Source organism: Tessaracoccus yangjingae, from assembly GCF_054483935.1.
Genome location: NZ_CM137014.1, coordinates 1170430 through 1197265, shown reverse-complemented (window position 1 = coordinate 1197265; position 26836 = coordinate 1170430). Strand labels below are relative to the sequence as shown.

General features: G+C 72.0%; 30 protein-coding genes. 15 read left to right on the top strand and 15 right to left on the bottom strand.

Annotation, left to right across the window (positions count from 1 at the left end):
* Positions 1-57 precede the first annotated feature (57 nt).
* From ACX1D3_RS05015 to ACX1D3_RS04985, 7 genes are all read left to right on the top strand, one after another.
* Positions 58-744 (top strand): response regulator transcription factor, encoded by a 687-nt coding sequence (locus ACX1D3_RS05015; RefSeq protein ID WP_458995890.1) that lies wholly within the window; start codon positions 58-60, stop codon positions 742-744.
* Positions 741-2162, top strand: coding sequence for a sensor histidine kinase (locus ACX1D3_RS05010; protein ID WP_458995889.1), 1422 nt, complete (start codon positions 741-743; stop codon positions 2160-2162). Before ACX1D3_RS05015 ends, ACX1D3_RS05010 begins: the two co-directional genes overlap by 4 nt.
* A 10-nt stretch (positions 2163-2172) precedes the next feature.
* On the top strand, positions 2173-2883 hold the full coding sequence (locus tag ACX1D3_RS05005) for an AzlC family ABC transporter permease (protein ID WP_458995888.1): 711 nt from the start codon (positions 2173-2175) through the stop codon (positions 2881-2883).
* Positions 2884-2938: 55 nt separating this feature from the next.
* Complete coding sequence (locus ACX1D3_RS05000) at positions 2939-3250, top strand: AzlD domain-containing protein (RefSeq protein WP_458995887.1); 312 nt, start codon at positions 2939-2941, stop codon at positions 3248-3250.
* Between the two features lie 475 nt (positions 3251-3725).
* Positions 3726-5306, top strand: a complete 1581-nt coding sequence (locus ACX1D3_RS04995) for a LamG domain-containing protein (RefSeq protein WP_458995886.1) — start codon at positions 3726-3728, stop codon at positions 5304-5306.
* A gap of 69 nt (positions 5307-5375) precedes the next feature.
* Positions 5376-5594 carry a DUF4332 domain-containing protein gene (locus ACX1D3_RS04990; RefSeq protein WP_458995885.1) on the top strand — a complete coding sequence of 73 codons (219 nt, stop codon included), beginning with the start codon at positions 5376-5378 and terminating at the stop codon, positions 5592-5594.
* A gap of 34 nt (positions 5595-5628) precedes the next feature.
* Positions 5629-6312: a DNA alkylation repair protein gene (locus tag ACX1D3_RS04985; RefSeq protein ID WP_458995884.1), complete on the top strand. Its 684-nt coding sequence runs from the start codon at positions 5629-5631 to the stop codon at positions 6310-6312.
* Between the two features lie 90 nt (positions 6313-6402).
* Here the strand turns inward: ACX1D3_RS04985 and ACX1D3_RS04980 are convergent, their stop codons facing one another.
* Entirely contained in the window at positions 6403-7749 is a 1347-nt protein-coding gene (locus ACX1D3_RS04980; RefSeq protein ID WP_458995883.1) for an ATP-binding protein, read from the bottom strand.
* A gap of 5 nt (positions 7750-7754) precedes the next feature.
* A complete protein-coding gene (locus tag ACX1D3_RS04975) occupies positions 7755-8408 on the bottom strand; it encodes a response regulator transcription factor (protein WP_458995882.1) in 654 nt (217 codons plus the stop codon).
* 80 nt (positions 8409-8488) lie between these two features.
* Here ACX1D3_RS04975 and ACX1D3_RS04970 point away from each other — a divergent pair, with 80 nt between their 5' ends.
* The 3 genes from ACX1D3_RS04970 to ACX1D3_RS04960 are packed head-to-tail and all read left to right on the top strand — an operon-like array spanning position 8489 to position 11452.
* The gene (locus ACX1D3_RS04970) at positions 8489-9694 is read left to right on the top strand and encodes a LolA family protein (protein WP_458995881.1); all 1206 of its coding nucleotides are present in this window, start codon (positions 8489-8491) and stop codon (positions 9692-9694) included.
* Positions 9691-10632: an ABC transporter ATP-binding protein gene (locus tag ACX1D3_RS04965; protein ID WP_458995880.1), complete on the top strand. Its 942-nt coding sequence runs from the start codon at positions 9691-9693 to the stop codon at positions 10630-10632. Before ACX1D3_RS04970 ends, ACX1D3_RS04965 begins: the two co-directional genes overlap by 4 nt.
* Positions 10619-11452: an ABC transporter permease gene (locus ACX1D3_RS04960; RefSeq protein WP_458995879.1), complete on the top strand. Its 834-nt coding sequence runs from the start codon at positions 10619-10621 to the stop codon at positions 11450-11452. The genes ACX1D3_RS04965 and ACX1D3_RS04960 overlap by 14 nt, the downstream gene beginning before the upstream one ends.
* A gap of 39 nt (positions 11453-11491) precedes the next feature.
* Here the strand turns inward: ACX1D3_RS04960 and ACX1D3_RS04955 are convergent, their stop codons facing one another.
* Complete coding sequence (locus ACX1D3_RS04955; RefSeq protein ID WP_458995878.1) at positions 11492-12517, bottom strand: hypothetical protein; 1026 nt, start codon at positions 12515-12517, stop codon at positions 11492-11494.
* A 192-nt stretch (positions 12518-12709) separates the two neighbouring features.
* Here ACX1D3_RS04955 and ACX1D3_RS04950 point away from each other — a divergent pair, with 192 nt between their 5' ends.
* Positions 12710-12955 carry a hypothetical protein gene (locus tag ACX1D3_RS04950; RefSeq protein WP_458995877.1) on the top strand — a complete coding sequence of 82 codons (246 nt, stop codon included), beginning with the start codon at positions 12710-12712 and terminating at the stop codon, positions 12953-12955.
* Between the two features lie 61 nt (positions 12956-13016).
* On the opposite strand, the gene ACX1D3_RS04945 is transcribed toward ACX1D3_RS04950, so the two are convergent.
* Positions 13017-13724 carry an AMIN-like domain-containing (lipo)protein gene (locus ACX1D3_RS04945; protein ID WP_458995876.1) on the bottom strand — a complete coding sequence of 236 codons (708 nt, stop codon included), beginning with the start codon at positions 13722-13724 and terminating at the stop codon, positions 13017-13019.
* Positions 13725-13816: 92 nt separating this feature from the next.
* Between ACX1D3_RS04945 and arfB the strand changes: the two genes are divergently transcribed.
* Positions 13817-14260 carry an alternative ribosome rescue aminoacyl-tRNA hydrolase ArfB gene (arfB, locus tag ACX1D3_RS04940; RefSeq protein WP_458995875.1) on the top strand — a complete coding sequence of 148 codons (444 nt, stop codon included), beginning with the start codon at positions 13817-13819 and terminating at the stop codon, positions 14258-14260.
* Between the two features lie 63 nt (positions 14261-14323).
* On the opposite strand, the gene ACX1D3_RS04935 is transcribed toward arfB, so the two are convergent.
* The 3 genes from ACX1D3_RS04935 to ACX1D3_RS04925 form a co-directional block, all read right to left on the bottom strand.
* Positions 14324-14722, bottom strand: a complete 399-nt coding sequence (locus tag ACX1D3_RS04935; protein WP_458995874.1) for a VOC family protein — start codon at positions 14720-14722, stop codon at positions 14324-14326.
* Positions 14723-14732: 10 nt separating this feature from the next.
* The gene (locus ACX1D3_RS04930; protein WP_458995873.1) at positions 14733-15164 is read right to left on the bottom strand and encodes a helix-turn-helix transcriptional regulator; all 432 of its coding nucleotides are present in this window, start codon (positions 15162-15164) and stop codon (positions 14733-14735) included.
* 97 nt (positions 15165-15261) lie between these two features.
* On the bottom strand, positions 15262-16002 hold the full coding sequence (locus ACX1D3_RS04925; protein WP_458995872.1) for a hypothetical protein: 741 nt from the start codon (positions 16000-16002) through the stop codon (positions 15262-15264).
* 231 nt (positions 16003-16233) lie between these two features.
* On the opposite strand from ACX1D3_RS04925, the gene ACX1D3_RS04920 reads away from it, so the two are divergent.
* On the top strand, positions 16234-17112 hold the full coding sequence (locus ACX1D3_RS04920; RefSeq protein ID WP_458995871.1) for an aldo/keto reductase: 879 nt from the start codon (positions 16234-16236) through the stop codon (positions 17110-17112).
* A gap of 30 nt (positions 17113-17142) precedes the next feature.
* Here the strand turns inward: ACX1D3_RS04920 and ACX1D3_RS04915 are convergent, their stop codons facing one another.
* The 7 genes from ACX1D3_RS04915 to ACX1D3_RS04885 all read right to left on the bottom strand — a co-directional run bounded on the left by ACX1D3_RS04915 (position 17143) and on the right by ACX1D3_RS04885 (position 24260).
* On the bottom strand, positions 17143-17688 hold the full coding sequence (locus tag ACX1D3_RS04915) for an NADPH-dependent FMN reductase (protein WP_458995870.1): 546 nt from the start codon (positions 17686-17688) through the stop codon (positions 17143-17145).
* A gap of 201 nt (positions 17689-17889) precedes the next feature.
* On the bottom strand, positions 17890-19737 hold the full coding sequence (locus ACX1D3_RS04910; protein ID WP_458995869.1) for a hypothetical protein: 1848 nt from the start codon (positions 19735-19737) through the stop codon (positions 17890-17892).
* Entirely contained in the window at positions 19734-20249 is a 516-nt protein-coding gene (locus ACX1D3_RS04905; protein ID WP_458995868.1) for a SigE family RNA polymerase sigma factor, read from the bottom strand. The genes ACX1D3_RS04910 and ACX1D3_RS04905 overlap by 4 nt, the downstream gene beginning before the upstream one ends.
* A gap of 422 nt (positions 20250-20671) precedes the next feature.
* Positions 20672-22351, bottom strand: coding sequence for a long-chain-fatty-acid--CoA ligase (locus ACX1D3_RS04900; protein WP_458995867.1), 1680 nt, complete (start codon positions 22349-22351; stop codon positions 20672-20674).
* 153 nt (positions 22352-22504) lie between these two features.
* Complete coding sequence (locus ACX1D3_RS04895; RefSeq protein ID WP_458995866.1) at positions 22505-23176, bottom strand: SDR family NAD(P)-dependent oxidoreductase; 672 nt, start codon at positions 23174-23176, stop codon at positions 22505-22507.
* Positions 23177-23296: 120 nt separating this feature from the next.
* Positions 23297-23515 carry a dodecin gene (locus ACX1D3_RS04890; RefSeq protein WP_458995865.1) on the bottom strand — a complete coding sequence of 73 codons (219 nt, stop codon included), beginning with the start codon at positions 23513-23515 and terminating at the stop codon, positions 23297-23299.
* A gap of 145 nt (positions 23516-23660) precedes the next feature.
* Entirely contained in the window at positions 23661-24260 is a 600-nt protein-coding gene (locus tag ACX1D3_RS04885; protein ID WP_458995864.1) for a hypothetical protein, read from the bottom strand.
* Between the two features lie 123 nt (positions 24261-24383).
* Here ACX1D3_RS04885 and ACX1D3_RS04880 point away from each other — a divergent pair, with 123 nt between their 5' ends.
* Positions 24384-25226 (top strand): CPBP family glutamic-type intramembrane protease, encoded by an 843-nt coding sequence (locus tag ACX1D3_RS04880; RefSeq protein WP_458995863.1) that lies wholly within the window; start codon positions 24384-24386, stop codon positions 25224-25226.
* Here the strand turns inward: ACX1D3_RS04880 and ACX1D3_RS04875 are convergent.
* On the bottom strand, positions 25220-25606 hold the full coding sequence (locus ACX1D3_RS04875; protein WP_458995862.1) for an ACT domain-containing protein: 387 nt from the start codon (positions 25604-25606) through the stop codon (positions 25220-25222). The genes ACX1D3_RS04880 and ACX1D3_RS04875 overlap by 7 nt on opposite strands.
* A 104-nt stretch (positions 25607-25710) precedes the next feature.
* Between ACX1D3_RS04875 and ACX1D3_RS04870 the strand changes: the two genes are divergently transcribed.
* Positions 25711-26826, top strand: a complete 1116-nt coding sequence (locus ACX1D3_RS04870) for a hypothetical protein (protein ID WP_458995861.1) — start codon at positions 25711-25713, stop codon at positions 26824-26826.
* Positions 26827-26836: the final 10 nt, after the last annotated feature.

Genomic DNA, 26836 nt, shown 5'->3' with positions numbered 1-26836 from the left:
CGTGGTGATGGTGGGTAGGATGAACCCCTGAGGCAGCGAGAGCGATGGGGGCTGATCATGCAGATCCTGGTGGTTGATGATGATCAAGCGGTGCGTGATTCGCTCGCCCGCTCGCTGACCTACACCGGCGACGACGTGCAGACGGCCGCGGACGGTATCGAGGCCCTTGCCAAGCTGGTGAGCTACACCCCCGACGCGATCATCATGGATGTGATGATGCCGCGCCTCGACGGCCTCGAGACCACCCGGATGCTGCGCGACGGCGGCAACGACACCCCCATCCTCATCCTCACCGCACGGGACGCCGTCGGGGACCGCGTGGACGGGCTGGACGCCGGCGCAGACGACTACATGGTCAAGCCGTTCGCCCTCGACGAGCTCCTCGCGCGCCTGCGCGCCCTCACGCGCCGCTCGAAGCCGGCTGCCGAGGCGGAGTCGAAGGTGCTCACCTTCCAGGACGTCACGCTGGACACGCAGCACCGCGAGGTGACCCGTGGCGGGCAGCACATCTCACTGACCCGCACCGAGTTCGCACTGCTGCAGGTGTTCATGGAGAACCCCCGGCGGGTCATGGAGCGCAACACGCTGCTCAACGAGGTGTGGGGCTTCGAGTTCCCCACCACCGCGAACTCGCTCGAGGTCTACATCGGCTACCTGCGCCGGAAGACGGAGACGGGTGGCCGCCCCCGGCTCATCCACACGGTGCGGGGGATCGGCTACGTCCTGCGTGAAACTCCCCCGTGATCGGGAGTTGGTGGATCCGGATCCGCCGCGGCGTCGGCCGCCTCGTCAGTGGCCAGTCCCTGCAGTGGCGGCTGGCCCTCCTCACGGGCATCAGCGTCGCCCTGTCGGTGGTGGTCATCGGGGCCACGTCGTACGGCGTGACGCGCTGGTCGCTGCTCGAGCAGCTTGACCGCGAGCTGGTGGGCGTGGCTCAGACAGCCTCCGCGGCCATCTCGTCGAACGTGTCGAACATGGGCGGGTTGTCGGCGGACCTGCTGGGCTCGTCGAACGGCCTCCTGGCGCTGGTGGCGGCCGACGGCCTGGCGAAGCAGGTCCCTGGGCAGCCCGTCGCGCTGCCCGCGGGCGCGGAGGAGATCGCGGTGGCGCGGATGCAGACCGGGTCCTCGGCCCGCACGCTGGACGCCGACGGCACCACCTACCGCGTGGTGTCCGTGCCGATGACGGTGGACGGCGCGTTCTACGCGGTGATGTACGGGCGGCCGACGGTGGCGCTGGAGTCCACGCTGTCGTCGCTGTGGCTGTCGCTGCTGGCGGCGGGCGCGCTGGGCGTGGTGACCACCACCCTGGCCGCGCTGTGGGCCGCCCAGGCGGTGCTGGCCCCGGTGAGGCGCCTGTCGCAGGCGGTGAAGTCCGTCACCCAGACGGACCAGCTCAACCCCATCCGGATCTACGGCCGCGACGACCTCGGTGAGCTGACCAAGTCGTTCAACCTGATGCTGCGCTCGCTGCAGACGTCGCGGGAGCAGCAGCGCCAGCTCATCGCCGACGCCGGCCACGAGCTGCGCACCCCCCTGACGTCCATGCGCACCAACATCGAGCTGCTGCTGGCCGACGACACCTCCGGCATGCTCCCCGAGGGCGCCCGATCGGTGATCCTCGGGGACGTGGCGGCCCAGCTGGGCGAGTTCTCGGCTCTGGTGGGAGACCTCGTCGCCCTCACCCGAGACGACCACCTGCTGCGGCCCCACGAGCCCCTGGACATGGCCGAGGTGACGGAGTCCGCCATCGAGCGCGCCCGCCGTCGAGGCCCCAACATCACCTTCGACGTGTCCCTGGAGCCCACGCCGGTCATGGGCGATCCGTCGACGCTGGAGCGGGCCATCACCAACCTGCTGGACAACGCGGTGAAGTTCTCGCCCTCGTACGGCACCATCGTCGTCACGCTGGAGGACGGCACCCTCACCGTCGTCGACGAGGGCCCGGGCATCGCCGACGAGGACCTCCCGCTCATCTTCGACCGCTTCTACCGCTCGGACAGGGCGCGCAACACCCCCGGCACCGGCCTGGGGCTCTCGATCGTGGACCACACGGCGCGCGTGCACGGCGGGTCGGTGCGCGCCAGCAACGACCCGGACCGGGGCGCCAAGTTCGTCATGCGGCTGCCGGTGATCGCCGAGGCCAGCGAGACCGTGCAGTGAGGCCCGTGCGGTGAAGGCTCTGACCCCCGCGCAACGGCGCGGGCTGTCCGTGGGCGTCGCGACGGGGTTGTACGGGATCTCGTTCGGGGCGTTGGGTGTCGCGGCGGGGCTGTCCGTGGCCCAGGCGTGCGCGTTGAGCCTGTTGATGTTCACCGGAGGGTCGCAGTTCGCCTTCGTGGGCGTGGTGGGCGGGGGCGGGGCGCTGGCGTCGGCGACGGCGGCCGCCTCCCTGCTGGGGGTGCGCAACGCGGTGTACGGGGTCACGGCCAACGCGATGCTCCGGCCGCACGGCTGGCGCCGGTTCGCGGCGGCACACCTCACCATCGACGAGTCGATCGCGACGGCCTCGGCAGCGGAGGACGCGAACGAGGAACGACGGGGGTTCTGGGCAGCCGGTGTCGCGGTGTTCGCGCTGTGGAACCTGTTCACCCTGGTGGGGGCGCTGCTGGGTGACGCCCTCGGCGATCCCAAGGCGTGGGGGCTCGACGGCGCCGCGGTCGCGGCCTTCCTGGGCTTGCTGTGGCCGCGGCTGCGGGGGCGCGAGCCTGTCGCCGTCGCCGTGGTGTCGGCGGTGGTGACGGTGCTGGTGGCTCCCCTGGTTCCGGCCGGGATCCCGATCATCGTCGCCGCCGGTGTCGCGGTGGCGATGACGCTGGCCCGGCCCCGGGTCGCGACGAGCGTTGCGCAGCCGATCGACGCCGATAAGGACTCCCGACCATGAGGGGCCGCGCGCCCGGCGCCGTTGAGCCCATCCCTGACGGGAAGGATCCCCGATCATGACGATGTGGCTGTGGGTCCTCGCCGCCTGTGCCATCGCCTACGCGACGAAGCTGGTCGGCTATCTGCTGCCGGAGCGCTGGCTGGAGAGCCCCTGGGTGACCAGGCTGTCCCATGGCGTCACCGTCGGCCTGCTCGCCTCCCTGGTGGCCACCAACGCGTTCGTCACCGGCACGGCCGTCGCGCTCGACGCCCGCGTCGTCGCCCTGCTGGCGGCGGGGCTGGCGCTCGTCCTGCGAGCCCCGTTCCTCGCCGTCGTGGTGATCGGAGCCGCGGCGGCGGCCCTGGCCCGGCTGGCGGGCCTCGCCTGAACCGTCAGCGATGTCCACACCCTTGTCCACAGGTGTGCACAAGTTACGGCCGTGTAATTCACCGGTGCGCCGCCCCGGCGACCAACCCGCCGGAGGCGGGGCTGGCCGGCGGATCTGGTGCCGACTACGACACCACATCTGCCACCTAGCGTCGGCGCAGGCATCCCCGTCCCGATGTGGACGTGCCAGGTCGCCGATTTGGTGCGCCGCAGGCAGAACATGATCAACCTGTCTCTCCCCACGTGCTCCACCACAGGACGGCTCCGACGAGCAACAACGCTCCGGCTAGGGGTGTCAGTGCCGGCCCGGGTGCTCGGGCACCGCTACCTGCGATGGAGGACCTGACGAAAGTAGGCAATCCCGCGCCGTGCGGCGTGGCGAAGTCCGGCGACTGTTAGCTTCCGGTCACGGGAATGCCGGGCTGACAAGGATGGTTGTCGGCCTCTCCGCCTCACCCACAGCGAAAGGTCCCCCGATGTCTCCACGGTCCGCAACGTTCGCGCCGCTCGCCCTCCTCATGAGTCTCGTGGTCGCCGCCACCAGCCTCGGCGTCGTCGCGTACACCCCGCCGGCGGTCGCCTCCCACACCTGGCAGGTCACCTTCCGCGATGACTTCAGCGGCAGCGGCCTGCCGAACCCAGCGCACTGGCAGCTCACCCTGGGCACGTCCTACCCCGGCGGGCCGGAGAACTTCGGCACCGGCGAGATCCAGACCATGACCGCCGATCCCAGCAACGTCGACGTGCGCAACGGCAACCTGTACATCACGCCGCAGCGCGACTCGGCCGGGGCCTGGACCTCGGCGAGGGTCGAGTCCGTGCGCGCCGACTTCAAGCCGCCGGCCAACGGCGTGATGCACGTCGAGAGCCGGCTGCAGATGCCCAACGTGACCGGCCTCGAGGCCCGGGGCTACTGGCCGGCGTTCTGGATGCTCGGCAGCCCGTACCGCGCCGACCGGTGGTCCTGGCCGAGGATCGGCGAGGTCGACATCATGGAGAACGTGCAGGGCCTGAACTGGACCTACAACGTGCTGCACTGCGGCGAATGGGGCAAGGCGCCCTGCAACGAGCCCGAGGGCATCAACAACGGCGACGCCAACAACAACGGGGCCCCCTGCCTGGTGACCACGTGCCAGGAGGCCTTCCACACCTACGGGTTCGAGTGGGACACCTCCGGCGCCGTCGACCAGATGCGCTGGTACCTCGACGGTGCGCAGACCTTCTCTGTGGCCGAGACGGACGTCACCCCGACGATCTGGAACGAGATCTCCCAGCACGCCGGGTACTTCATCATCCTCAACGTCGCGATGGGTGGCGCCTTCCCCAACAAGCTCAACCCCGGCGAGGCCGGCCCGCTCCCCTCCACGCGTCCAGGGGTCCCGATGGTGGTCGACTACGTCGAGGTCAAGTACTCCGGCGGAGAGAGCCAGCCGAGCCCCACGCCCACCGCCTCCCCTGCCCCTTCGACGTCCCCGTCGCCCACCACGTCACCCGCACCCACCACCTCCCCCAGCCCCACACCCTCCACCCCACCCAGCTCAGGCCCCTCGAACCTGCGGGTCACCGGCACCACGGGCAACAGCATCACCCTCGGCTGGGACGGACCTGACGGCAGCTACGACGTCCTGCGCTCGGGAGTGCGGATCGCCACCGTGACTGGGCGGACCTTCACCGACCTCGGCCTCCTGCCCGACACGCCCTACCTGTACTCGGTGCGCGCCGGCGGGATCACCACCCCCGTCCTCACCGCGACACTCGGCTCCCAGCCCGGAACCAGCGCCACCCCGACGCCCACCTCCGCGCCCTCCCCCACCGCGACCCCGACGGGCGGCGCTCCCAGCAACCTCCGGCTGGCCGGCACCACCCAGAGCACGGTGACCATCGCGTGGGACGGCCCCGTCGGCGTCGAGTACCAGATCCTGCGGTCCGGCATCCAGATCGCGACGTCGACCACGCGCACGTTCACCGACGGCGGCCTCATGCGCGCGACCCCCTACCTCTACTCGGTCCGCTCGGGCGGCGTCACGACCCCCGTGCTGACCGTCGTCATTCCCTGATCGGGGGCGTGCCGCCCGGATACGATGGAGGAGTCCAACGACGGACGGCACAACCTTCGAGGAGCTGTGATGGCATCCGTAGAGAACGACCTCGCCAGGATCAAGGGCATCGGACCGAAGTACGCCGAGATGTTGAAGAGCATCGGCGTGGACTCGGTCAAGGAGCTCCGACACCGCAACCCCGAGCACCTCAAGGAGATGATCGAGACGCGCCACGGCCCGGTGATCGGCCTCTCGCTGGCCGAGTGCCAGGACTGGGTGGATCAGGCCAAGGCACTCGACGCCTGAGAGAATCGGGCCTCACACCACGACGGGAGACTCCATGACCCAGGCGGCAACCACCAGCGCGACAGCGGCCGGACTGATGGACGAGCTGAGGGCCATGGAGGACCCGAAGATGCGGGCCGTCAACGAGCGGCACGGAGACCACCACGGCGTGAACCTCACCAGGCTGCGCGCCGTCGCGAAGCGGGTGAAGGCCAACCATGAGCTCGCCGTCGAGCTGTGGTCCACCGGCGATTCAGCCGCCCGGCTCCTCGCCCTGCTCATCTGCCGGCCGAAGCAGTACTCACTCGACGAGCTGGACGCGATGCTGCGTGACGCGGGCGGCCCGAAGGTGCAGGACTGGCTGATCAACTACGTGGTCAAGAAGAGCCCACACGCGGAGGCGCTGCGCCCGGCCTGGTTCGCTGACCCGGACCCCGTCGTCGCGAGCGCCGGCTGGGCGCTGACCAGCGAGCGGGTGGTGCGGAACCCCGAGGGCCTCGACCTGCCCGGGCTGCTGGACCAGATCGAGGCGGAGATGGCGGAGGCGCCGGACCGGCTGCAGTGGGCGATGAACTACTGCCTGGCGCAGATCGGCATCGAGAACCCTGATCTGCGGGAGCGCGCCGTCGCGATCGGCGAGCGCCTGGGCGTGCTGCGGGACTACCCGACGGCACCCGGCTGCGTCTCGCCGTTCGCGCCGATCTGGATCACGGAGATGGTGTCGCGGAAGAAGGCCTAGCCGCGTTGGTGACCTGCCGGCGCGGAGCCTGGTCACGGACGGGCCCGGTCGCCCGTGCGAGGCAGGTGGCTCAGACGCCGAGCTTCCGAGTCAGCCCTGCCGCTCCTCGACGGCCGGCAGCGACACCGTCGCCCGCAGCCCGCCCAGCTCCGACTCCCCCAGGGTGACGTCGCCGCCGTGGTCGCGAGCAATCTCGCGGGCGATGGCCAGGCCTAGGCCGCTGCCGCCCGCCTCGCGCTCGCGGGCCTCGTCGAGCCGCACGAACCGCTCGAAGACGCGCTCCCGGTCCGCGGCCGGGATGCCCGCGCCGTCGTCCTCCACCACCACCTCCCCGTCCGCGACACTCACCCGCACCAGGCCCCGGGCGTGCCGCGCCGCGTTCTCCACCAGGTTGCGCACCACGCGGCCGACGGCGGGGCCGTCGACCCACGCCGTCCCGCTTCCCCGCACCTCCACCGCGACACCGGTCCGCCCTCCGGCCACCGCATCGTCGACGAGCCCCGTCAGGTCCGTCGCCTCCCGCCGCGACCCCGTCGCCCCCACCCGCGCCAGCAGCAGCAGGTCGTCCACCAGCGCCTGCATGCGCAGCACCTGGGGCGCGAGCTCGGCGGCCAGCTCACCGCTCGTGAAGGCGGCGGGGTGCGCCTCCGCCACCTCGACGACGGCCCTGAGCGACGAGATCGGCGAGCGCAGCTCGTGCGCCGCGTCCTCGACGAACCCCCGCTGCCGGGCGGCCGCCCGGTCCAGGCGGTCCAGCATCTCGTTCAGTGTCCGCGCCAGCGCGCCCAGCTCGTCGTCCGCAGCTGGCACCGGCAGCGCCCCCGGACCGCCCTCGCGCGCCACCCGGGCGGCGGCCACCCGCAGCTGCTCCACGGGCCTGAGGGCCCGGCCGAGCGCGAGCCAGATCACGCCCGCCAGGAGCAGCGTCAGCGTGGGCACCACCCCCACCAGCGACACCCGCAGCGCGCGCAGCACCCCCTCAACGTCGCGCAGCGGCAGCGCCACCACCACCGTCACGGGCTCACCGCGCCACTCGGCGGCCTGGGCCACCACCCGCGCCCGCTCGTCGTAGGCGGTGCGCATGGTCGCCGGGCCGTCCGCCAGCGCGGCCAGATCCGACGGCGACACCAGCGGCAGCGTCCTGCTCGCGTTGGCCGAGCTGGCCACCACGAGCCCGTCGGCGTCGAGCACCTGCGCGGTCTCGCCGGCCTCGGCAACCGGAAGGGGGTCGGGGAGCCGGTCGTCGGCAACCAGCCGCGACACCGTCAGTCCGCGCGCCGCAGCGGCTTCGTCCAGCGCGGCCACCCGGCTGGCCGACACCACCGACGACAACGCCACCGCCCCCAGCGACAGCCCCACCGCCAGCAGCCCCGCCGTCACCAGGGTGAGCCGGAGCCGCAGCGAGAGGCCGCCCCACCGTCGACGCTCCCCCGGCACGACGATCAGCCCACCACTCGGTAGCCGGCGCCCCGCACCGTGGCCACGACGTCTCGGCCCAGCTTCCGCCGCAGGTAGCCCACGTAGACCTCCACCACGTTGAGGTCCTCGCCGGTGCCGTCCCACACGTGGTCGCGCAGCTCCACCTTCCCCACCACCCGGTCCGCGTGCCGCATGAGGTACTCCAGCAGCGCCAGCTCGCGGGCGGTGAGCTCGACGGGGTGGCCGTCCAGGGTCACGGTCCGCGCGGAGGGGTCCAGCACCACCGCCCCGACGGTGAGCAGCGGCGGCCGCGCCTCCGCCGGCCTGCGCACCAGCGCCCGCAGCCGGGCCACCAGCACCACGAACGAGAAGGGCTTGGTGAGGTAGTCGTCTGCGCCCAGGTCCAGGGCGTCGGCCACGTCGTACTCGCCGTCCTTGGCGCTCAGCATGAGCACCGGCGTCCACACCTGGCGCTCGCGCAGGGCCGACACCACCGCGTAACCGTTGCGCCCGGGCAGCATTACGTCCAGCACGACGGCGTCGTAGTCGCCGTGCGTGGCCAACGAGAGGCCCGTCTCGCCGTCGTGCGCGACGTCCACCACGAACCCCTCCGCAGCCAGGCCGCGCTGCAGCGCCCGGGTGAGCCCCCGCTCGTCGTCGACCACCAGTACCCGCACGCCCCCATCCTGCCAGCGGGTCCCCCGCCGGGGCGGCGGCTCTCAGCGTCCTCTCAGCGACCCCGGTCTAGCGTGGGCCCATGACCGAACGTCGCTCCGCCCTTCGCACCCCCTGGCTCGCCCCGATAGCCGTGGCCGGCGTCGTCGCCGTCGGACTCCTCGCGCAGCCGCTGCTCGCCTCTGGCGAGGGCAGCAACCTGCCGGACCTCACCGCCGAGGAGCTCGTCGCCAAGGTCATGGACGCCGAGCCGCAGGCCATGTCCGGCACCGTGGTGCACACCGCGCGCCTCGGCCTGCCGGACCTCCTCTTCACCGAGGCCACCGGGGCCGACCCGATGTCACTGCTGGGCGGCAGCTCCACGCTGCGGCTCTGGACCGACGGCGCCGAGCGCGCCCGCGTCTCCCTGCTGGGCACCATGAGCGAGTATTCCGTCGTGGCCGACGGCACGGACGTGTGGACCTACTCCAGCTCCGACGACGAGGTGGTCCGCTACACCGTCAGCGACGCGGATCGCGCCCGCCTCGAGGCGATGGGCGAGGAGGCCCGCGAGGAGGCGCTGGCGAAGCAGGCCGAGCTGCCCACCCCGCAGGAGGCGGCGGCGGAGGTGCTGGCGAAGGTGGAGGAGCACTCCACCGTCCGCGTCGACTCGCAGGTCTCCGTCGCCGGCCGCGACGCCTACCAGCTCGTGATCACCCCGGACACCGACGGCACCCTGGTGGACCACGTGGTGCTGGCCGTCGACGGCGAGACCATGACCCCGCTGCGGGTGCAGACCTGGAGCACGCAGGACGAGACGGCGCCCGCCGTCGAGGTGTCCTTCACCGACGTGGACTTCAGCGCGCCGGCCGAGTCGGTGTTCGAGTTCTCCACCCCCGCCGGCGCCACCCAGCGCGACGTCGTGGTCCCGCTCCCGGCTGAGGGCACCGAGATGCCCGCCCACGAGGGCGAGCACCAGATGCCCACCGTCATCGGCACCGGCTGGGAGTCGGTCGTCGAGCTGACCGGGGTGGACATGGGCGCGCTGCTGGCCGGCACCCCGGGCTCCATGGGCGGGCTGCCCGAGGACTTCACCGGGTCCGAGGAGGCCAAGGACCTCATGGAGGAGTTCAAGCCCGAGCACGGGGGCGGCATGGACCTTGACACCGGCGCCCTGTTCGAGGAGCTCACCACGGAGGTGCCCGAGGGCAGGCTGCTCAGCTCCACGCTGCTCAGCGTGCTGGTGACCGACGACGGGCGCGTCCTCGTGGGCGCGGTCCCCGCCGAGACCCTGCGCGCGATGGCGTGAGCGCCCCCGCGATCCGCACCGAGGGGCTCACCAAGCGGTTCCGGTCCGGCCAGGTGGCCGTGGACGGGATCGACCTGGTGGTGCCCCGCGGCGCCGTCTACGGCTTCCTCGGCCCCAACGGGTCGGGCAAGACCACCACCATCCGCATGCTGCTGGGCCTTGTCCAGCCGACGGCGGGCGCCGCCTGGCTCCTGGAGCGGCCCATGCCCGAGAGCGGCGGCGAGGTGCTGCCGCGGGTGGGCGCCCTCGTCGAGGGTCCCGCGTTCCAGCCGTACCTGAGCGGGCGGGCCAACCTGGTCCGCCTCGACGCCTGTGACGCGACGGCGGACCCGGCCACCTCCCGGGCCCGGATCGACACCGCCCTGGAGCGCGTCGGCCTGACCGCGGCCTCCGGCAAGCGGTACCGCCAGTACTCGCTGGGCATGAAGCAGCGCCTCGGCCTGGCCGCCGCCCTGCTCCGCCCCCGTGAGCTCCTCGTCCTCGACGAGCCCACCAACGGCCTGGACCCGCAGGGCACCCGCGAGGTGCGGCACCTCATCCGCGAGCTCGCGGCGGAGGGCTCCACCGTGCTGGTGTCCTCCCACCTCCTGGCGGAGATCGACCAGGTGTGCTCGCACATCGGGATCATGGGGCAGGGCCGGCTCCTCGCCCAGGCGGAGCGCCACGAGCTGGCCGCCGACGACGACCCGCGGATCGTGGTGACCACCACCGTCGACGGGGTGGTCGCGGCGCGCGACGTGCTCGGGGCCCTCGGGCTGGCCGAGGTCGCCGTCGACGGCGTGGAGCTGCAGGCCCGGCTGGGCGCGACCCCGCCGGAGCGGGTGTCGTCGGCCCTCGTGCACGCGGGCGTGGACCTCGTCGGGCTCGAGGTCCGCCGTCGGAGCCTGGAGCAGCTGTTCGTGGAACTGACCGGGGAGGGCTTCGATGTCGCGCGCTAGGGGTTCCTTCGGGAGGCTGCTGCGCAGCGAGCTGCGCCTCCTCTTCGGGCGGCGCCGCACGCTCGCGCTGCTCGCCGGGCTGGCGTTGGTGCCGGTGCTGCTCTCCGTGGTGCTGTTCATCGCGCAGGGCTCCGGGCTCGAGGGCCAGGGCCCGGGCTTCATCGGGCGGGTGACCGGCAACGGCCTGTTCCTCGTGATCGCGGCGCTGTTCATGTGCCTGCCGTTCCTGCTGCCGCTGACCATCGCGATCACCGCGGGCGACGCGATCGCGGGCGAGGCGCAGGCCGGCACGCTGCGCTACCTGCTGACCCTGCCGGTGGCGCGGACCCGCCTGCTGGTGGCGAAGGCCCTGGTGTCGCTGGCGTTCGCGGTGGCCGCTGTGGCCGTGATCGCCGTCGCGGCGCTCCTGGCGGGCGGCGCGTTCTTCGGCTTCGGCGAGCTCACCCTGCTGTCCGGCACCACGGTCGGCCTCGCCGACGGCGTGGGCAGGATGGCCGGGGTGGCGGGCTACGTCGCGCTGTCGCTGACCGGGCTGGTCGCGGTGGGGCTGTTCGTCTCCACGCTGACGGAGGTGCCCGTCGGGGCCATGGCGGCCACCGTGGTGGTCTCGGTGGTCTCCACGGTCCTGGACTCGCTCCCCCAGCTGGCGGCCATCCACCCGTACCTGCTCACGCACCACTGGTTCGACTTCGCCGAGTTCCTCCGCCTCGAGGTGGACTGGGGCGTGCTGGGCTCGGGGCTGCTGGTGCAGGTGGGCTGGGTGGCGGTGTTCGCATCCCTGGCGTGGGCGCGCTTCCGCTCAGCCGACGTCACCTCCTGACCCGTCGGTGTCCCGACGGGGACGGGGTGGTCCCTGCGGTCAGCGGGTGGTGGCGGTGAAGCCGTGGGCGATGCCCACGCCGTTGCCCCAGGTGCCGCCGATGACGCCGGAGTTGTTGATGCTGCTGGCCACCGTGTCCTGGGCGACCTCATCTCCTGACGAGTAGTCGAGCGCCCTGAACTTGCCGCCGGTCAGCAGCCACGCCCCGCGCGTTCCGGCGCATCCGTTGCCCGACTCTCCGACGATCCAGCCGCCGTCGTTGACGGCGTGCGGCTCCGTCCAGCCACAGGAGTTATCGGTGGTGCTGGGGTCAACGATCCGGGTGAACTTCTTGCCCGACACCACGAAGCCGGCGTTCATCGGCTCAGAGCCGGCCTTGGTGACGTTCAGGTGGGTGTACGCGCCCACCAGGCTCCCGGCGGAGTTGATCCCGAACAGCCGGGTCCCGAGGACGGGGGCCCCTGATGTCGCGGCACCTGGGGCGTCGTAGCTGGCCATCACAGCACCTGTCCGGATGAAGCCACGGTTGCGGGTGATGGGTTCCGTCCCGCCGTCGCCGTAGGTGAACACGTCCGGGCCTACGGTGTACGAGTAGCCCACCACCACACCGGAGAGGTTGATCCCGGTGGCCACGGTCCCGCGGGCAGTGGCAACAGTGCCGTCCAGCGCCGGATCGTCGAACGTAACGAAGCTACCGTCGGAGTCGCGGACGAAGCCGTGCTCGATCCCATCGGCGTCCACGTAGGAGCCCACCATGACTCCGGGGTCGTTGACCGCGCGCACGATGGTGCTGACGGCCCCTGGGACATCGATTGTGGTGGGCTCAACATCCTCGAGGGCGAACCCGTGGGTCGGGCTCCCATCAGGCTCGTCGCCGTAGTACCCCACGACGAGGCCGCCGGTCGTCACACCTGTCACGTGCGTGTCGTGGGCCCCCGTCACGGCGACGTCGGTGTAGGTCACCGTCTTGGGCGGTGGCGCCGCCCCTGAGGTGCCCGGCGAGACCGCGAACACCGCCGACAAGGCGATGACCGCGGCGATGGAGAGTGCTCTTCGAGTGTTCATGGCCGACCTCCCGGACAGGACCCCGCCCAGTGCGGGCGGGCCCGGGGCCAGACGGGTCGCACTGGGTGTCGGCGTCGGTCGGAACTGCGCGGCACGGCAGCGTGCGGGCTGGACGCGGACCCGACGATGGGTGCATCGCGTACCACTGTCCACGGTACGCCCGCCGCGCCGGCGCCGCATTAGGATCGCCCCATGGCCATCACGCGGGACGACATGATCAGGATCCTGGCCGAGGCGGACCCTGTGGGGCTCATCGCGGGCGGCGCGCCTCAGGACGAGTACGCGGCCGAGGCCGACGCGATCCTCGCGCTGCGCGGCGTGCCGCAGGTGACCGAGATCACCGGCATCTTCTCCGTGAGCTTCAGCGAGCCCGGGGCCTGCACCCGCGAGACAGCCCGCTGGATCGCCGAGGAGATGGCGCGCCGGGCGGCCGGCTGACCTCCCTGCTCCCACCCGTCGGCCCTGAGGTGGGTTCCGGGCCGCGGCCGCGCCCCAAGGCTCACGAGTGGCGGATGTCGATCACGATCCGGGCCGGATCGGACAGCGCGAAGACGCGGTAGGCGGTGCGCTCGTCGAGGCCGATCAGGATCTGCTGCTGCGCCTCGAAGAGGCCGCCGAAGACCACCTCCATGACCACCTCCAGGGATCCGCCGTCGACGGTGGCGCCGGAGTAGCGCTCGGCCGACGGCGTGGTCCAGTCGATGCCGTAGACCCCGAGTTGGAGGAACGCCTCCCCCTCCACGTCCAGCGGCTCCCCCGTCGGATCCTCGACGGCCTCGTCGACGAACCCCGCGAACCAGCCGAGGTGCGGGTCGTCGCCGGTGAGGTCGAGCACCACGCGGTCATAGCCCTCGTGCAGCCCGATCCGGACGGCGGTGATCTCCTGCGAGTTCTCCGGGACCGCCCCCGACGGGTCCCGCTCGGACGGCCGCGTCAGCCAGGGATGGAGGGCCTCGACGCCGTCCGGGACAGGGGCGGTCGAGGTGGCCGTCGAGTCGGGGGGCGCGGGGCTGGTGGCCGTCGCGGGGGGAGACGCCGAGGGCGATTCGCCGGGTGTGGCCGGCGTGCCGGAGGTCTCAGGTACTGGTGTGCTGGCGGCGGGGGTGGGGGTGGAGCTGGTCGGCTCGCTCGGTGTGGGCGCCTGGCCCCCGGAGCAGCCGGCGAGCAGCAGGGCCACCGCGGCCGTCGCGGCTGCTGCGCGTCGCATACCTCCACGGTACGCCTGGGAGGGGCGATCCACGAGGCCCGACGTCGAGGGTGTGCGCCTCCCTGCGCGGCTTCGGCGCCTACGCTTGCCTGGTGAGCGAGCTTCGGATCGCCCCTGGGCCGGGGCTGCCGGACGGCCTGGTGATCCCGGCCGCCGAGCTGACCGAGCGCTACTCGCACTCGTCGGGTCCCGGCGGCCAGGGCGTGAACACGTCCGATTCGAGGGTGCAGCTGTCCTTCGACGTTGCCACGTCGTCGGTGTTCGACGACGTCCAGCGCGAGCGGCTGTTGCACCGGTTGAGGTCGCGGCTGGCGGGCACCGTGGTCACCGTCGTGGCGTCCGGGTCGCGCTCACAGCGCCAGAACCGGGTGGCGGCCAGGGAGCGTCTCGCCGACCTGCTCCGCGAGGGGCTGGCGCCGCCGTCGCCCCCGAGACGTCGCACGCGCCCCACCCGGGGCTCCGTCGAGCGTCGGTTGACGAACAAGCGCAGGCACGGCGAGACCAAGCGCAACCGCGCCCGCCCCGAGGACGCGTAGGCGGCCGGAGCGGGCGGTGGGGGCTGCCACCCGGTGGGCGCCAGCCAGGCGGGTCAGGCGGTCTCAGGCCTGGTCGACGCGCACGAGGTTGCCCGACGGGTCACGGAAGGCGCAGTCCCGGACGCCCCACGGCTGGTCGGCGACCTCGGAGACGATCTCCGCCCCGGCCTCCTTGGCCTTGGCGAAGACGGCGTTCACGTCCGAGGCGCTGAAGTGGGCGGCGTTCATGGCTCCCTTTGCGACGAGGGCGCGGATGAACTCGACGTCCTCGGGGGAGCCGTCGACGTAGTTCGACAGCACGATCGCCACGTCCGGCTGGGAGGGGGCGCCGACGGTGACCCAGCGGAACTCGCCCTGGGGAATGTCCATGCGGACCTCGAGGCCGAGGACGTCACGGTAGAAGGCCAGTGCGGCGTCAGGATCGTTGACGGTGATGAAACTGGTGGAGAGCTTGATGTCCATGCCCACCACGCTAGACGGGCCGAGGGGCCAGCGCTTCTCCATTCCTGCTCGGTCGGGTCGCCAGCCGCGCCACGCAGCTGGGCACCCCGATCAGCACCGAGTGGTCGCCGTCGCGATAGGCGGTGGGCGGCAGGCCCACCAGCTCGGTGAAGCGCGCGCTGAACGACCCCAGCGACGTACAGCCCACGGCCATGCACACCTCGGTGACCGACATCCCTCCGCGGCGCAGCAGCCACTGCGCCCGCTCGATGCGTCGCGTCATCAGGTAGGAGTAGGGGGTCTCGCCGTAGGTGGCCTTGAACCGGCGCGTGAAGTGCGCGGGCGACATGTACGCCGCGGCGGCGATCGCGGCCACGTCGAGCGGCTCGGCGTAGCGGCGGTCCATCAGGTCGCGGGCCCGGCGCAGGAGCGCGAGCTCGTCGAGGCATCCGTCGGCCGGCATGGGTGAAGCCTACGTCCGCCCCGGCAACCGCGCCCCGCGCCGGTGAGCCGTCCGCACCTCAAGCCGGGCCGGTCCTGGCCCCGCCGTCGCTGAGGGCTCAGCCGCCATCCGAGTCGGGGGTGTTGTGATAGACCCGCACCTCGGCCTGACGCACCCTGGACATCGAGCAGGAGACCAGGTCCCCTGGCACCTCGAACCCGTCGAACGCGGCGGTTGCCGTGCAGTCACGTTCCCAGCCCCGGGTCCCCTCAAGCCACATCACGTAGCGGTCGGCCCAGTGCGCCCGCTCGTCGATGCGGGTCGTCGGGCCGATCCCGGTGAAGGACACCTCAACGTCCAGGCTGCCCGCGGTCTCGGTCGCCTCGACGAAGTCGACGATCTGCACGGGGACGGCCGCAGTGGCCTCGGTTGCGTCGAGATTGGGGTCGACGGCGACATCCGCGTCCGTCGCCCGCCCGAAACGCTCTCTCTGCGGGACGCATGTCCGCTCGGTCACTCCCGGCTCGACCTCGATGTCGGCCACGACGCAGGTGTAGTCATAGGTCTTGACGACGCCGCCCTTCTGGTCGTGGAAGTGATACTCACTTCCGGCCTGCTCCCGCCCGGATGAGTAGAACGCCATGACGTCGGCACCTGAGCAGAGGGTCCCGACCTCTTCGGAGGCCAGATCGGGACAGGTGGTCCAGGCCGCCATGGAGGCGTACCCGGCAAAGGTGAGCTTGAAGACCCCGGCACGCTCATCCGGGGCGGCGAATGCGGAGGGCGTCGCTGCTGCGACAGCCACCCCCGCCGCGATGACGATCCGGCCGGCAACCCTGCCGACCCTCCTGATGGACATCAGGGTTCCTCCTGTTCTGGCATCGTTGCCATACTTCAAGCGTGCGCCCGCTCCGGAGCGCTGTCAACGAATCCCCGACCTGCGTCGTGACCTCCTCGTGATGAGCCGGCGTGGTCCGGAGGCCGGGACAGGAACGGGGCGGCAGGCGCCCGAGCCGGTGCCCCGCGACCGGGCATGATTGGTCAGCGGGCCCCAAGGGTCGGGGCCTACACAGCCGCATCAGGAGGCACCATGGCGCCCGTCCCACTCACCCCCGTCACGCTCGGCGCATCGCGCCTCGGCGATCGCCCCGATGCGGAGGCGCTGGCCGACGCGCTGCTCGCCTCGCCGCTCGGGCACGTGGACACCAGCAATAACTACGCCGACGGGAGAAGCGAGACGCTGCTCGGCGACGCGATCCGCCGGGCGGGAGGGGCGCCGTCGGGCACGTCGGTCTTCTCCAAGGCGGACCGGGACCCCAGCACCGGGGCGTTCGACGCCGACCGCGTGCGCCGCTCGCTCGAGGAGTCCCTGGAACGGCTCGGACTGGACCACCTGCCCCTCTACCAGTTCCACGATCCGTTCACGCTCACCGTCGACGCGGCCCTGGCACCAGGCGGCCCCGTCGAGGCGTTGATCGCACTGCGCGACGAGGGGGTCATCGGGGCGATCGGGATCGCGTACGGGCCGCTGGCGGAGACCCTCGCCTACGTGGAGACGGGGCTGTTCGACGTGGTGCTCAATCACAACCGCTACACGCTGGTGGACCGGTCGGCCGGGCCGCTGTACGAGCGCGCCCGGTCACTGGGCATGCAGGTGTTCAACGCGGCCCCGTTCGGCGGCGGGACGCTGGCCAACGGGGAGGGCACCTACGGCTACCGGGGCATGACCGTGGAGTTCGCCGCCCACGTCGGGAGGGTCCGCGAGCTTGCCCGCGAGGCGGGCGTGGATCTGGCGGCCGCGGCACTGCAGTTCTCGATGCGCAGCCCGCTGGTGGACACCACGGTGGTGGGCATCCCGTCGCTGTCGCGCCTCGACGCTCTGGCGGGCCTGGTGGAGGCCGAGGTGCCCGACGGGTTCTTCGACGCCGTCGAGGCGCTGGGCCCGCCGCCGGCCAGCGGCAACGACTGAGTCGTCGTCACCGCCGACCGAGGGGCACCGTCAGGCGGCCGCGTCCTCCGAGGCGGCGGCGTCGGCCAGCCTGTCGGAGAGCGCGTACAGCTCGGCGAGCTTGTCGGCGCCGGCGGTCACGCGGCCCTCGATCGTGACGTCGGTGTTGAAGACGAGCCCCGTGGCGCCGACGACGTCGGCCTTGAGGTTCTGCATCAGCTGCGTGAGCGCCGTCGTGGCGCGGCCGCCCCCGCCGAAGCCGTAGCCCACAAGCGCGATCGGCTTGCCCTCCCACTCGGCGTAGAGGTAGTCGATGGCGTTCTTCAGCGGCGCGGGGAAGAAGCCGTTGTACTCAGGGGTGACCATGAGGACCGCGTCGGAGGCGTCGATCGCGGCCTTCCAGGCCAGCGTGTGCGGCTTCGTGTAAACGCCGGAGCCGGCCGGGGCGTCCTCGTCGATGAAGGGGAGGTTGATCTCCGCCAGGTCGAGCACGGTGACGTCCCAGTGGGAGTCGAGGGCGTCGGTCACCCACGCGCTGACGGTGCCGCCGATGCGCTGGGGACGGGTGGACGAGACGATGATGGCAAGATTGTTCACGTCTCAACTATGCCACGAGAGTGCTTGATTTTTCAATTAAGCCGTGGGCGGACGCACGCCCTCCCGCTCCCTGGCGGCCACCCCCGCCGCGCCCCCCTGTGCACGACACGCCGACCCGATGGCCACCCGGCGCCGCATGCGCCCATGACCACTAACTCCGTCGGTGTTTCGTGCACGCACCCCTGTGCACGACACGCCGGCTCAGGGTGTGCCGACGCGGAGGCCGGCCAGGCTCTCGGTCCACATGGCGGCCAGCTCGCCGTCGGGGGTCCAGGCCCCGTCCGGGAACCGCACGCGGACGTCGTCGTCGATCAGGTAGGTGACCGGGTCGCCGTACTGGTTGAGCATCACCAGGTACGGCCCGCCCTCCGACAGGTTCCACTGGTCGTCCGGCGTGGCCGTGGCCTGCGAGACGGCCAGCACCAGGTCGCCCGGGAGTTCGCGCTGGACCCACTCGTCGCCGTCGGCGGGATCCGCGGGGAGCCCACAGAGGTAGCCGCGGTAGAGCGAGCCGCGCTCGACGGTGCCCAGCGAGTTGAGCCCGACGATCCCGACGTTGTCGCTGCAGAGGGGGACCTCGTCGAGGAACGGCTCGGGGTTCGCGTCGCGCTGGGCCGCCCACAGCGGGAGCAGGTCCTGCAGCAGGGCGCCCCCGCCCGCCCGGTTGCCCCATCCGCCGACCCACTCGCAGTTGACGGTCTCGGCGGAGACGACGCGGCGAGTGCCGTCGGGGTAGTCCAGCACCACGTGGTAGGTGATGCCGCCCATCTCGGTGCACGCCTCGTAGTCGGGGCTGGGCAGGGCGTTGATGGCGTCGACGACGCGGTCCGGGTCCGTGGTCAGCGGCTCGATGGGGCCCACCCCGCCGAACGTCTCCCAGCGGTCGCCGCAGAGCCAGGCGCGGGCTGCGCCGTCGGGCAGGGTGTCGGTGTCGGGGAGGTCCTCGGCCGCGAGGGCGCCGGTCTGGATGTCGTCGCACACCGTCGAGACCAGGCCCTCGCCGCGCTCGTCCGGCAGCACGACGGGGGTCGGGGTGGGCGATGGGGCCGGGTCGCCGTCGCTACGCTGGGCCTCGACGATCCGCGCCTCAAGCTCCGGATCGAGCGGGCCCCAGAGAAGCCGCTGGGCCCCGTCGTCCCACCAGTAGGTGGCGTCGGCGTCGCGGTGGAGGGAGATCGGGTCACCGGTCGCGGTGAGCAGCACCAGGTCCGGGAGCGGGGCCTCCCAGCCGACGTCCGTCGCGGCGAGGTTGTCGGCGGTCAGGAGGGTGGCAAGGAGCTCTGCCGTGAGCGCGGCGTCGAGCTCGACGGCGGACCCGTCGGCGCGACACACCACCGCCCGCGCCAGGTCGGAGTGGGCGAGCGGGCGCAGGACGGACGAGTAGGAGGAGTCGCACACGTCGGTGCCGGCGAACGCGAACCCGGTCTCGGCGCGCTCCTCGGCCCACAGGTCGCGCAGCGTCGCGAGGTAGCCGGCGCCGTCGGCGCGGAACACGTCGAACATGCCCGTGCCGTCGCGGAGGTCGCCGCAGCCGGCGATCCGCAGCGCGCGGTGGATCCCGTCCGGATATTCCACGACGACGGTGTAGTCGAGCGGGTTCGGCATGCAGTCCAGCACGCCCACCGACTTCTCCAGCGCGTTGAACGCATCGGCGGCGTCCTCGGCGTGGGCGACCAACGGATCCGGCATGCCGACCAGCTCCAGCTCCGAGCCGGTGTCCGAGCGCCCGCACAGCCACACGCGGGTGGCGCCGTCGGGGAGGTCGTCGTCGACGAGAGGTTCGGCGCCGGTGAGAGGGTCGCGGCAGGGGTCGGGGACCAGTGGTGTCGCGGCGGGGGTGGGGCTCGGCGTGGCGAGGACCACCGACGGGGGCGCCGTCAGCTGCAGGGCCAGCGGCGTGGCCATGCCCACGACCGCGACCACGGCCGCCGCAGCCACGCCGATGCGGCGGTTCCGGGCACGCCCGCGGGCGTTGGCCGCCCAGCCCCGGGTGTCGGGGCGCGGCGGGACGCCGTCGCGGAGGGCGTCGGAGAAGTCCTGTTCGTTCATGGCCTGTCCTCCTGAGCGAGGTGGGGGGAGATGCGCAGGGCGGCGAGCCCGCGGCTGACATGGGAGGTGACGGTGCCCTCGGGGATGCGCAGCAACTCGGCCACCTCACGGGTTGGCCGGTCCTCGAAGTAGCGCAGCACCAGGCAGGTGCGTTGGAGGCGGGGCAGGGCGGCGAGGGCGCGGTGGATGTCGGTGCCGAGGGTCGGCTCGGCGGTGGCCGACGGCAGATCCGGCGGGCTGTCCGACGGGACCTCGGATCGCCACTGGAGCCTGCGCCACCACGAGACGAACGTGCGGTACATCGTCGTGCGGACATAGGCCTCGAAGTGGTGGTCGTTGTCGAAGGAGCCGTAGCGGCCGTAGGTCTTCGACAGCGCGGTCTGGACGAGGTCCTCGGCATGCTGCCTGTCGCCGGTGAGCAGCCAGGCGGCCGCCCAGAGCTCACCGCCGCGGGCGGCGACATACCGGTCGAAGCCGCTGGCCGCGACATCGGCCTCAGCCACATGGTCCATCACTGCCTCCATGCCCTCTAGACGCGACGGGGGTGCGGTTTCACTGCGCCCGAGCACCAGCGAACCAGAACCCGCGCGGCACCGCAGCGGCTCGGGTCCGGTCGCACGCCCCGCCGCCGGCCGTCGTTGAGCCTGACACGGCTCTCGCTGAGGCCACTTGAGCCTGACACGGCTCTCGTGGCGCCCCGTTGAGCCGGATCTCGGGTTCAACGCGGCGAAACCTCGATATGAACGATCCAGAGCCGTTGAGAGCAGTTTCCGGCTCAACTCAGTCCCACGAAGCCTTCACCCCGACGCAGCGGAGTCGCCTTGTCAGCCCACGTCTCTCAGGCTTCGAGGCCGCTCCGCAGCACCTCAGCCAACGAAAACGGCCCCTCCCCGCACCTCAGCCAACGAGGTGAGTCGGCCCCCACAGGGAGCGGTCAGCGGGCTGCGAGGCGGTCGCGCACCTGCTTGCGCAACACCTTCCCCAGCATCGACTTCGGCAGCTCGTCGACCACCACCACCTCGCGCGGCACCTTGTAGGCGGCCAGCCTCTCCCGGCACCAGGTCCGGACGGCCTCGGGATGCACCGTCGCGCCGGGGCGTGCGACCACCTCCGCGACGACGCGCTCTCCCCCGCCCTCGAGTGGCAGGCCGACGACGGCGGCGTCGTCGATGTCCTCGTGCGCGCGGAGCACCGCCTCGACCTCTGTGGGCGAGACGTTGAAGCCGCCCGTGATGATGAGCTCCTTGACCCGGTCGACGATCGTGGTGAAGCCGTCCGCGTCCACCGTGACGAGGTCGCCCGTGCGGAGCCACCCGTCGGGCAGCAGCACCGCCTCGGTCTCCTCCGGCGCGTTCCAGTAGCCCTGGAAGACCTGCGGTCCGGCGAGCAGCAGCTCCCCGGACTCCCCTTGGGGGACCTCACGGGACGGGTCGTCGGGGTCCACCACGCGCATCCGGGTGCTCGGGAACGGGACCCCGATGGTGCCGGTGCGGCGCGACGGGTGGAACGGGTTGCCCAGCGCCACGGGCGAGCACTCGGTGAGCCCGTACCCCTCGACGAGCAGCCCACCCGCGACCGACTCCCACAGCTCGACGATCGGGTCTGTCAGGTTCATCGCCCCCGAGATGCAGAACCTGGCCGACCTCAGGCTCACGCCCCGCTCCTGCGCAAGCCTGGCCGTCTTCTCGTAGATCGGCGGGACCGCGCAGTACACCGTCGGCGGGGTGCGGCGGGCGGCGTCGAGCACCAGGTCTGCGTCGAAGCTCGGGAACAGCACGATCCGGGCGCGCTTGAGGATGCCGAAGGTCAGATACAGCGTCATCCCGAACGCGTGGAACATGGGCAGGACCGCGTAGATCACCTCACGGCCGTCGACGGCGTCGTGCATCCACGCCGCGCCCTGCAGCGCGTTGGCGTACAGGTTGCGGTGGGTGAGGACGGCGCCCTTGGCCCGCCCCGTGGTGCCGCTGGTGTACTGGATGACGGCCACGTCGTCGACGGCTGGGCGCGGGTGCCCGGCGTCCAGAGCGGGCGCGGCCAGCAGCTCCTCCCACGGCATGGTGCCCGGGGCCGGCCGGGTCAGCCGGTCCCGGGTGGCGCGCAGCTTCGCAACGGGCAGTTGCAGCGCAAGCCGCTTGACCAGGGGGAACGCGCGGAGCAGGTTCACCGAGACGATGTGGTCCAGCTCGATGTCGCTGGGCTGCTCCCGGATCTTCGCCACCGCAGCGTCCCAGGCGATCACCACGCGGGCGCCGTGGTCCTCGAACAGGTGGCGCAGCTCCCGGGCGGTGTAGAGCGGGTTGTGCTCCACGACGATGGCGCCCAGCCGCAGCACCGCGTAGAACGCGACGACGTGCTGCGGGCAGTTGGGGAGGATGAGCGCCACGCGGTCGCCCGCCCGGACCCCGAGCCGGCGCAGCCCCTCGGCGGCGCGGGAGATCTGGTCACCCAGCTGCCGGTAGCTGGTCTCGCGGCCGAAGAACTGCAGCGCCACGCCGTCGCCGCCCCTGGCCACCGCCTCTTCGGACATCTCCACCAGGGAGGTGGTGGGGATCTCGATGTCTGCCGGGACCCCCGGCTGGTAGTGCTGCACCCAGGGGCGGTCGTCGGTCATGCCCCCATCCTGGCACCGCCCCGGAGCGGCCCGCCCCCGGCCCCCGTCGTCGAGGGTCGTCGGCCGCCGATCGCGCCCCAGCGTCGGTTCGAGCCGGGTCAGGCCGGTCAGAACCGACGCTGGAGGCGAGCATCCCCGCAGGGCGGCGCGGGATCAGCCGTCGAGGTCCATGTCTCCCGCGAAGTGGCGGAACTGGTCCTTCGTGGCGTGCATCTCCCACAGGCGCTCGGCCAGGACCAGCGGATCCTTGCGCGGGTGGCCCTCGATGATTCCGCCGGGGATGATCAGCTGCGTGACGTGGATCTTGTCCGGCTTGAGGGCGTCGTGCAGCATCTGCCCCAGCGCGGACTCGCCGGCGAACGCCACCGACGTGCCCGCGAACTTCGCAACCGGCCGAACCGCGCTGCCGCCGTTGACGAGCAGCACCGTGCCGCCGCCGCGGAACCGCATGTGCTGCATGACGTGGTGGATGGCCACGAGCGGCCCGTACACCGAGAACTCGATCGCCGGCTGCAGATCCTCGACGGTGGTCTCGAGCACCGGGCGCAGGAACTCCTTCGCGGGCAGTGGGCTGTACTGGAGCACGTCGATGGGCCCGAGGTCGGCGGCGGCGTCGTCGAGCGCGGCGCGGAGCGACTCATGGTCGCGGACGTTGGCCACGTAGCCGCGCGCGGTGATGCCCTCCCCTGCCAGCTCCTCGGCGAGGGCCTGGACCCGCGACGCCGTGCGGGAGATGAGCGCCACCGCGAAGCCCTCGCGGGCGAAGCGCCGGGCGACGGCGGCGCCGAGGCCGGATCCGGCACCGATGATGGCGAGCGTGGGCATGGTGACCTCCTGTGGTCGTCGTTGACTACGCCTCCGAGCCTATCGAGTCAACCCACCGGCCACGCGCCGGGGCGCCCACACGGGCGCGCCGGGCCGGGTGTTCAGCGCCCAGACGGTTGGCTACCCGACGTGGTCGTCGAGGCGGAAGCCGATCTTCAGCCCCACCTGGTAGTGGGCCACCTTGCCGTCGGCGATGTGGCCGCGGACCTCGGTGACCTCGAACCAGTCCAGGTGCTGGACCGTCTGAGCCGCGCGGGCCACGGCGCCGTCGATGGCCTGTTCCAGGCCCTCGCTCGAGCTCCCGACGATCTCGATGATCTTGTACGTGTGATCGCTCATGATGAACTCCCTCGTCCAGCGGCGGCACGGCACCGTCGATCCACCCCACACTAGGCGAGGGCCCCTCCCTCCGTCGGCCATCGGGAGATGTGCGCCCGGGCGGAGCGGGCGATTTGCGTGCGCCGCCGAACTTTGGTGCGTGCGGTCACCGGGTCCGGCGGCGTCCCCACGCGACGGCCGCCGCCAGCAGCGGGACCACCGCGAGCACGAGCGCACCCCACTTCACGAACGTGACCAGGGACGTCACGGCGGCGAGCCCTCCGCTCATCCGGCCGCCGTCGCGCCCGGTGAGGAAGACGGCCAACAGGAGCGCATTCTCGGTGAGGTCGGCGCCGGCGGCCACCCACGCGATCCGCGGCTGCGGCGTCGTGATCAGCCGCAGGGGCGACGGGGGCCCCTCACCCGGCCGCGACACTCGCGCCCTCAGCAGCCGCGGCAGCAACAGCCCGTACAACACCGCCATCGCAGAGTCGACGACGGTGAACGCCCAGATGCCAGGCCCGGCGGCGTCGTCGAGCGCGAACAGCGTGGCCCACGGACGGGACTCGGCCCCAGGCAGCGGCAGCGGCCACCGCGGCCCGCTCACCGTCGCCATGAGGGAGGCCCCCGCCTGCGCGTCCGACTCCCCGATCGCCCGGTCGAGCCTGCCGAGCGCCAGGTACAGGCCGGCCACGGCCCCTCCGACGCCGAGTTCCCAGACCGGGACCCTCCTCGCGGCACCGCCAGCCGCCGCCGTGTCATCCATGGGGTCAATCATGGGCGGGGCGCGGCCGCCGCGAGCGCGTTCGGGCGCATGGGATGGGCTGGCGACGGTGACCGGACCCGCCGTCGAGGCGCAGGGCACGCCCTGATGAGGAATGCTCGTGCCATGGCCTCCCCCGACTCGACGCCCGCCGAGGCGCACCCCCCGCCGGCAGCCCGCGTCTGGACGGCGCGCGAGCTGCTCCCCGCCGTCGGCCTGTCCCTCTCGGCGGTCCTGCTGTTCGCGTTCCAGCTCGCGGGATGGGGGCACGCGCTCCTGCTGCTCAGCCTTCTGGCCGCCCGCTTGCTCGACCGCGAGCTCGGCAAGGACCTGCTGCTGATCGGGGTGGGCGTCGCGATCGTGAGCGCCACCTCCGTGGAGGCCGACGTCAGCTGGGAGCGGTTCATCATCATCGGCGCGGTGCTGATCCTGGCCGTCTCCGTCCCGCTCCTCATCGACCGGGTGGTGTACCGCCGGCGGGCCATCCGGTTCCCGTGGCGCGGCGAGCACCGGTGGACCAGGCTCGAGATGGTCTACGTGATCGCGGTGCCGTTCCTGGGCTGGGCCATCCTTCCCTTCTATTTCATCCGCTCCGGCGCCTACCTCAACTGGCCGCAGATCACCGACGCCAGCGAGCTCGCCCGCTTCTTCGTCGGCGTCAACGCGGTGGGCACCTGGGACGAGCTGTTCTTCATCTGCACGTGCTTCGCGCTGCTGCGGCGCCACTTCCCGGTGTGGCTGGCCAACCTGCTCCAGGCCACCATCTTCGTGTCGTTCCTGTGGGAGCTGGGCTACCGCGAGTGGGGGCCGCTGCTGACCATCCCGTTCGCGCTGGTGCAGGGCTTCCTCTTCGCGCGCACCGGATCGCTGCTCTACGTGCTGCTCGTACACCTGCTCTTCGACGCCATCGTCTTCATGGCCATCGTGCACGCGCACAACCCCGACATGTTCGCGTTCTTCATCTACTGATCCGCGCGCCTCAGCAACGCGGCCAGTGCGTCGTCGACGCGCTCAACGGGCACCAGCAGGTGGTCGTGGTGGTACCCGGCGATCACGTTGCAGCTGATCCCCTCCTCCGCCAGCGCGACGCTCACCGCCGCGGTCAGCCCGACGGCGGCGAGCGACGAGTGCACCGCCAGCGTGATCCACCCGGCCACGTAGTCGTAGGTCAGGCCAAGCCTGTCGGCGTCCTCCTGCCGGAGCACCAGGCTCAGCCCCTCGGGCTCGACGACGCTCGCCTGCGCCTCCGCGTCCACCGGCCCGACGGCGACCACGAACACGAAGCGCCCGGGGCGCACCTCGGGGGACATCGTCTCGAGGAGAACCCTCAGGTCAAGAACGCCGCTCATGGGCGCCAGCCTGCCGCACGAGGGGCCGAACCACCCAGTGCGGGGGAAGGGCGGCGGCGGGAGTGCGTCCTAGGTTGGGGGTTCGATCGACCAATGGAGGCGCCATGTCCACACATCACCAGCTCCCCACACCCGAAGACCTGCGGGCCCTCGACGGCGACTTCGCCGGGGCCGTCTCGGTCTATGTCGAGACATCGCCGCAGCCGTCGGAGCGTGACCGGGCGCAGGTGGCGCTGAAGAGCGGCTTCGACGCCGCCCTCCGGGAGCTGGACGAGCATGGGGTGGACCGCGGGGTGCGCGAGAGCATCGCCGCCACGCGCGACGCGATCCTCGAGGACCACGAGCTGTGGGGCAAGCTGTCGCGTTCGCTCGCCGTCTTTGCCGCGCCCGGCGTCAGCGAGGTGTTCGTCCTGCCGAACCAGCTCGAGGACGAGGTGCACGCGGGCGTGCACTTCGCGGTGGGCCAGCTCCTGCGCAGCGTGAGCCAGCCCCAGGAGGCGTTCGCGATCACCCTGTCGGAGAACGCATGGGGCCTCTGGCACGCCACCGCGGAGGAGCGCGTGTCCCAGATCGAGCTTGCGGGCACGTACCCGGGCAGCGCCGCGGAGGCCACAAACCGCGACGCCGCGGGCCGCGGGGACGACCGGTTGTCGGGAGACGTGCACGACCTGTACGCCAAGAGGGTGGCAGACGCGGCCCGCACCGAGCTGGCCCGCCTCGACCCCGACGAGAAGCTGACGCTGTTCGTCTTCGCCGACGAGACCCTCGCCGCGCAGTTCGGCCAGCGCAAGGACGGCCGCCGCCTCGTGCTCATCCCGGGCAACCCGGACCGGCTCAACGCTGCCCAGATCGACGAGGAGATCCGCGAGCAGCTGGCCGAGCTCAACGTGGCCGACACCGAGGCCGAGCTTCGGGCCCTCAGCGACGGAGACCCGGGCCGGATGGAGCGCGACCTCGCGGCCATCGCCCGGCAGGCCGTCAGCGGCGCCGTCGCCACCTTCTGGTTCGACGTCACCCGCGACGTCTGGGGGACCCTGGATCCCGCCTCCGGCGAGTTGGCCTACGAGCGGACCGCTGACCTGTTCGCGCCGGCGGTCACCGACCTGCTCGCCAAGGTGGCGCTTCTGGTGCTGGACCAGGGCGGCCGGGTGGTGGCCGTCCGCCCCGACCACCTCGGCGACTCGTGGGACGGCCCGGCGCTGGCGCGGCTGCGCTACTGAACCTCGCCGT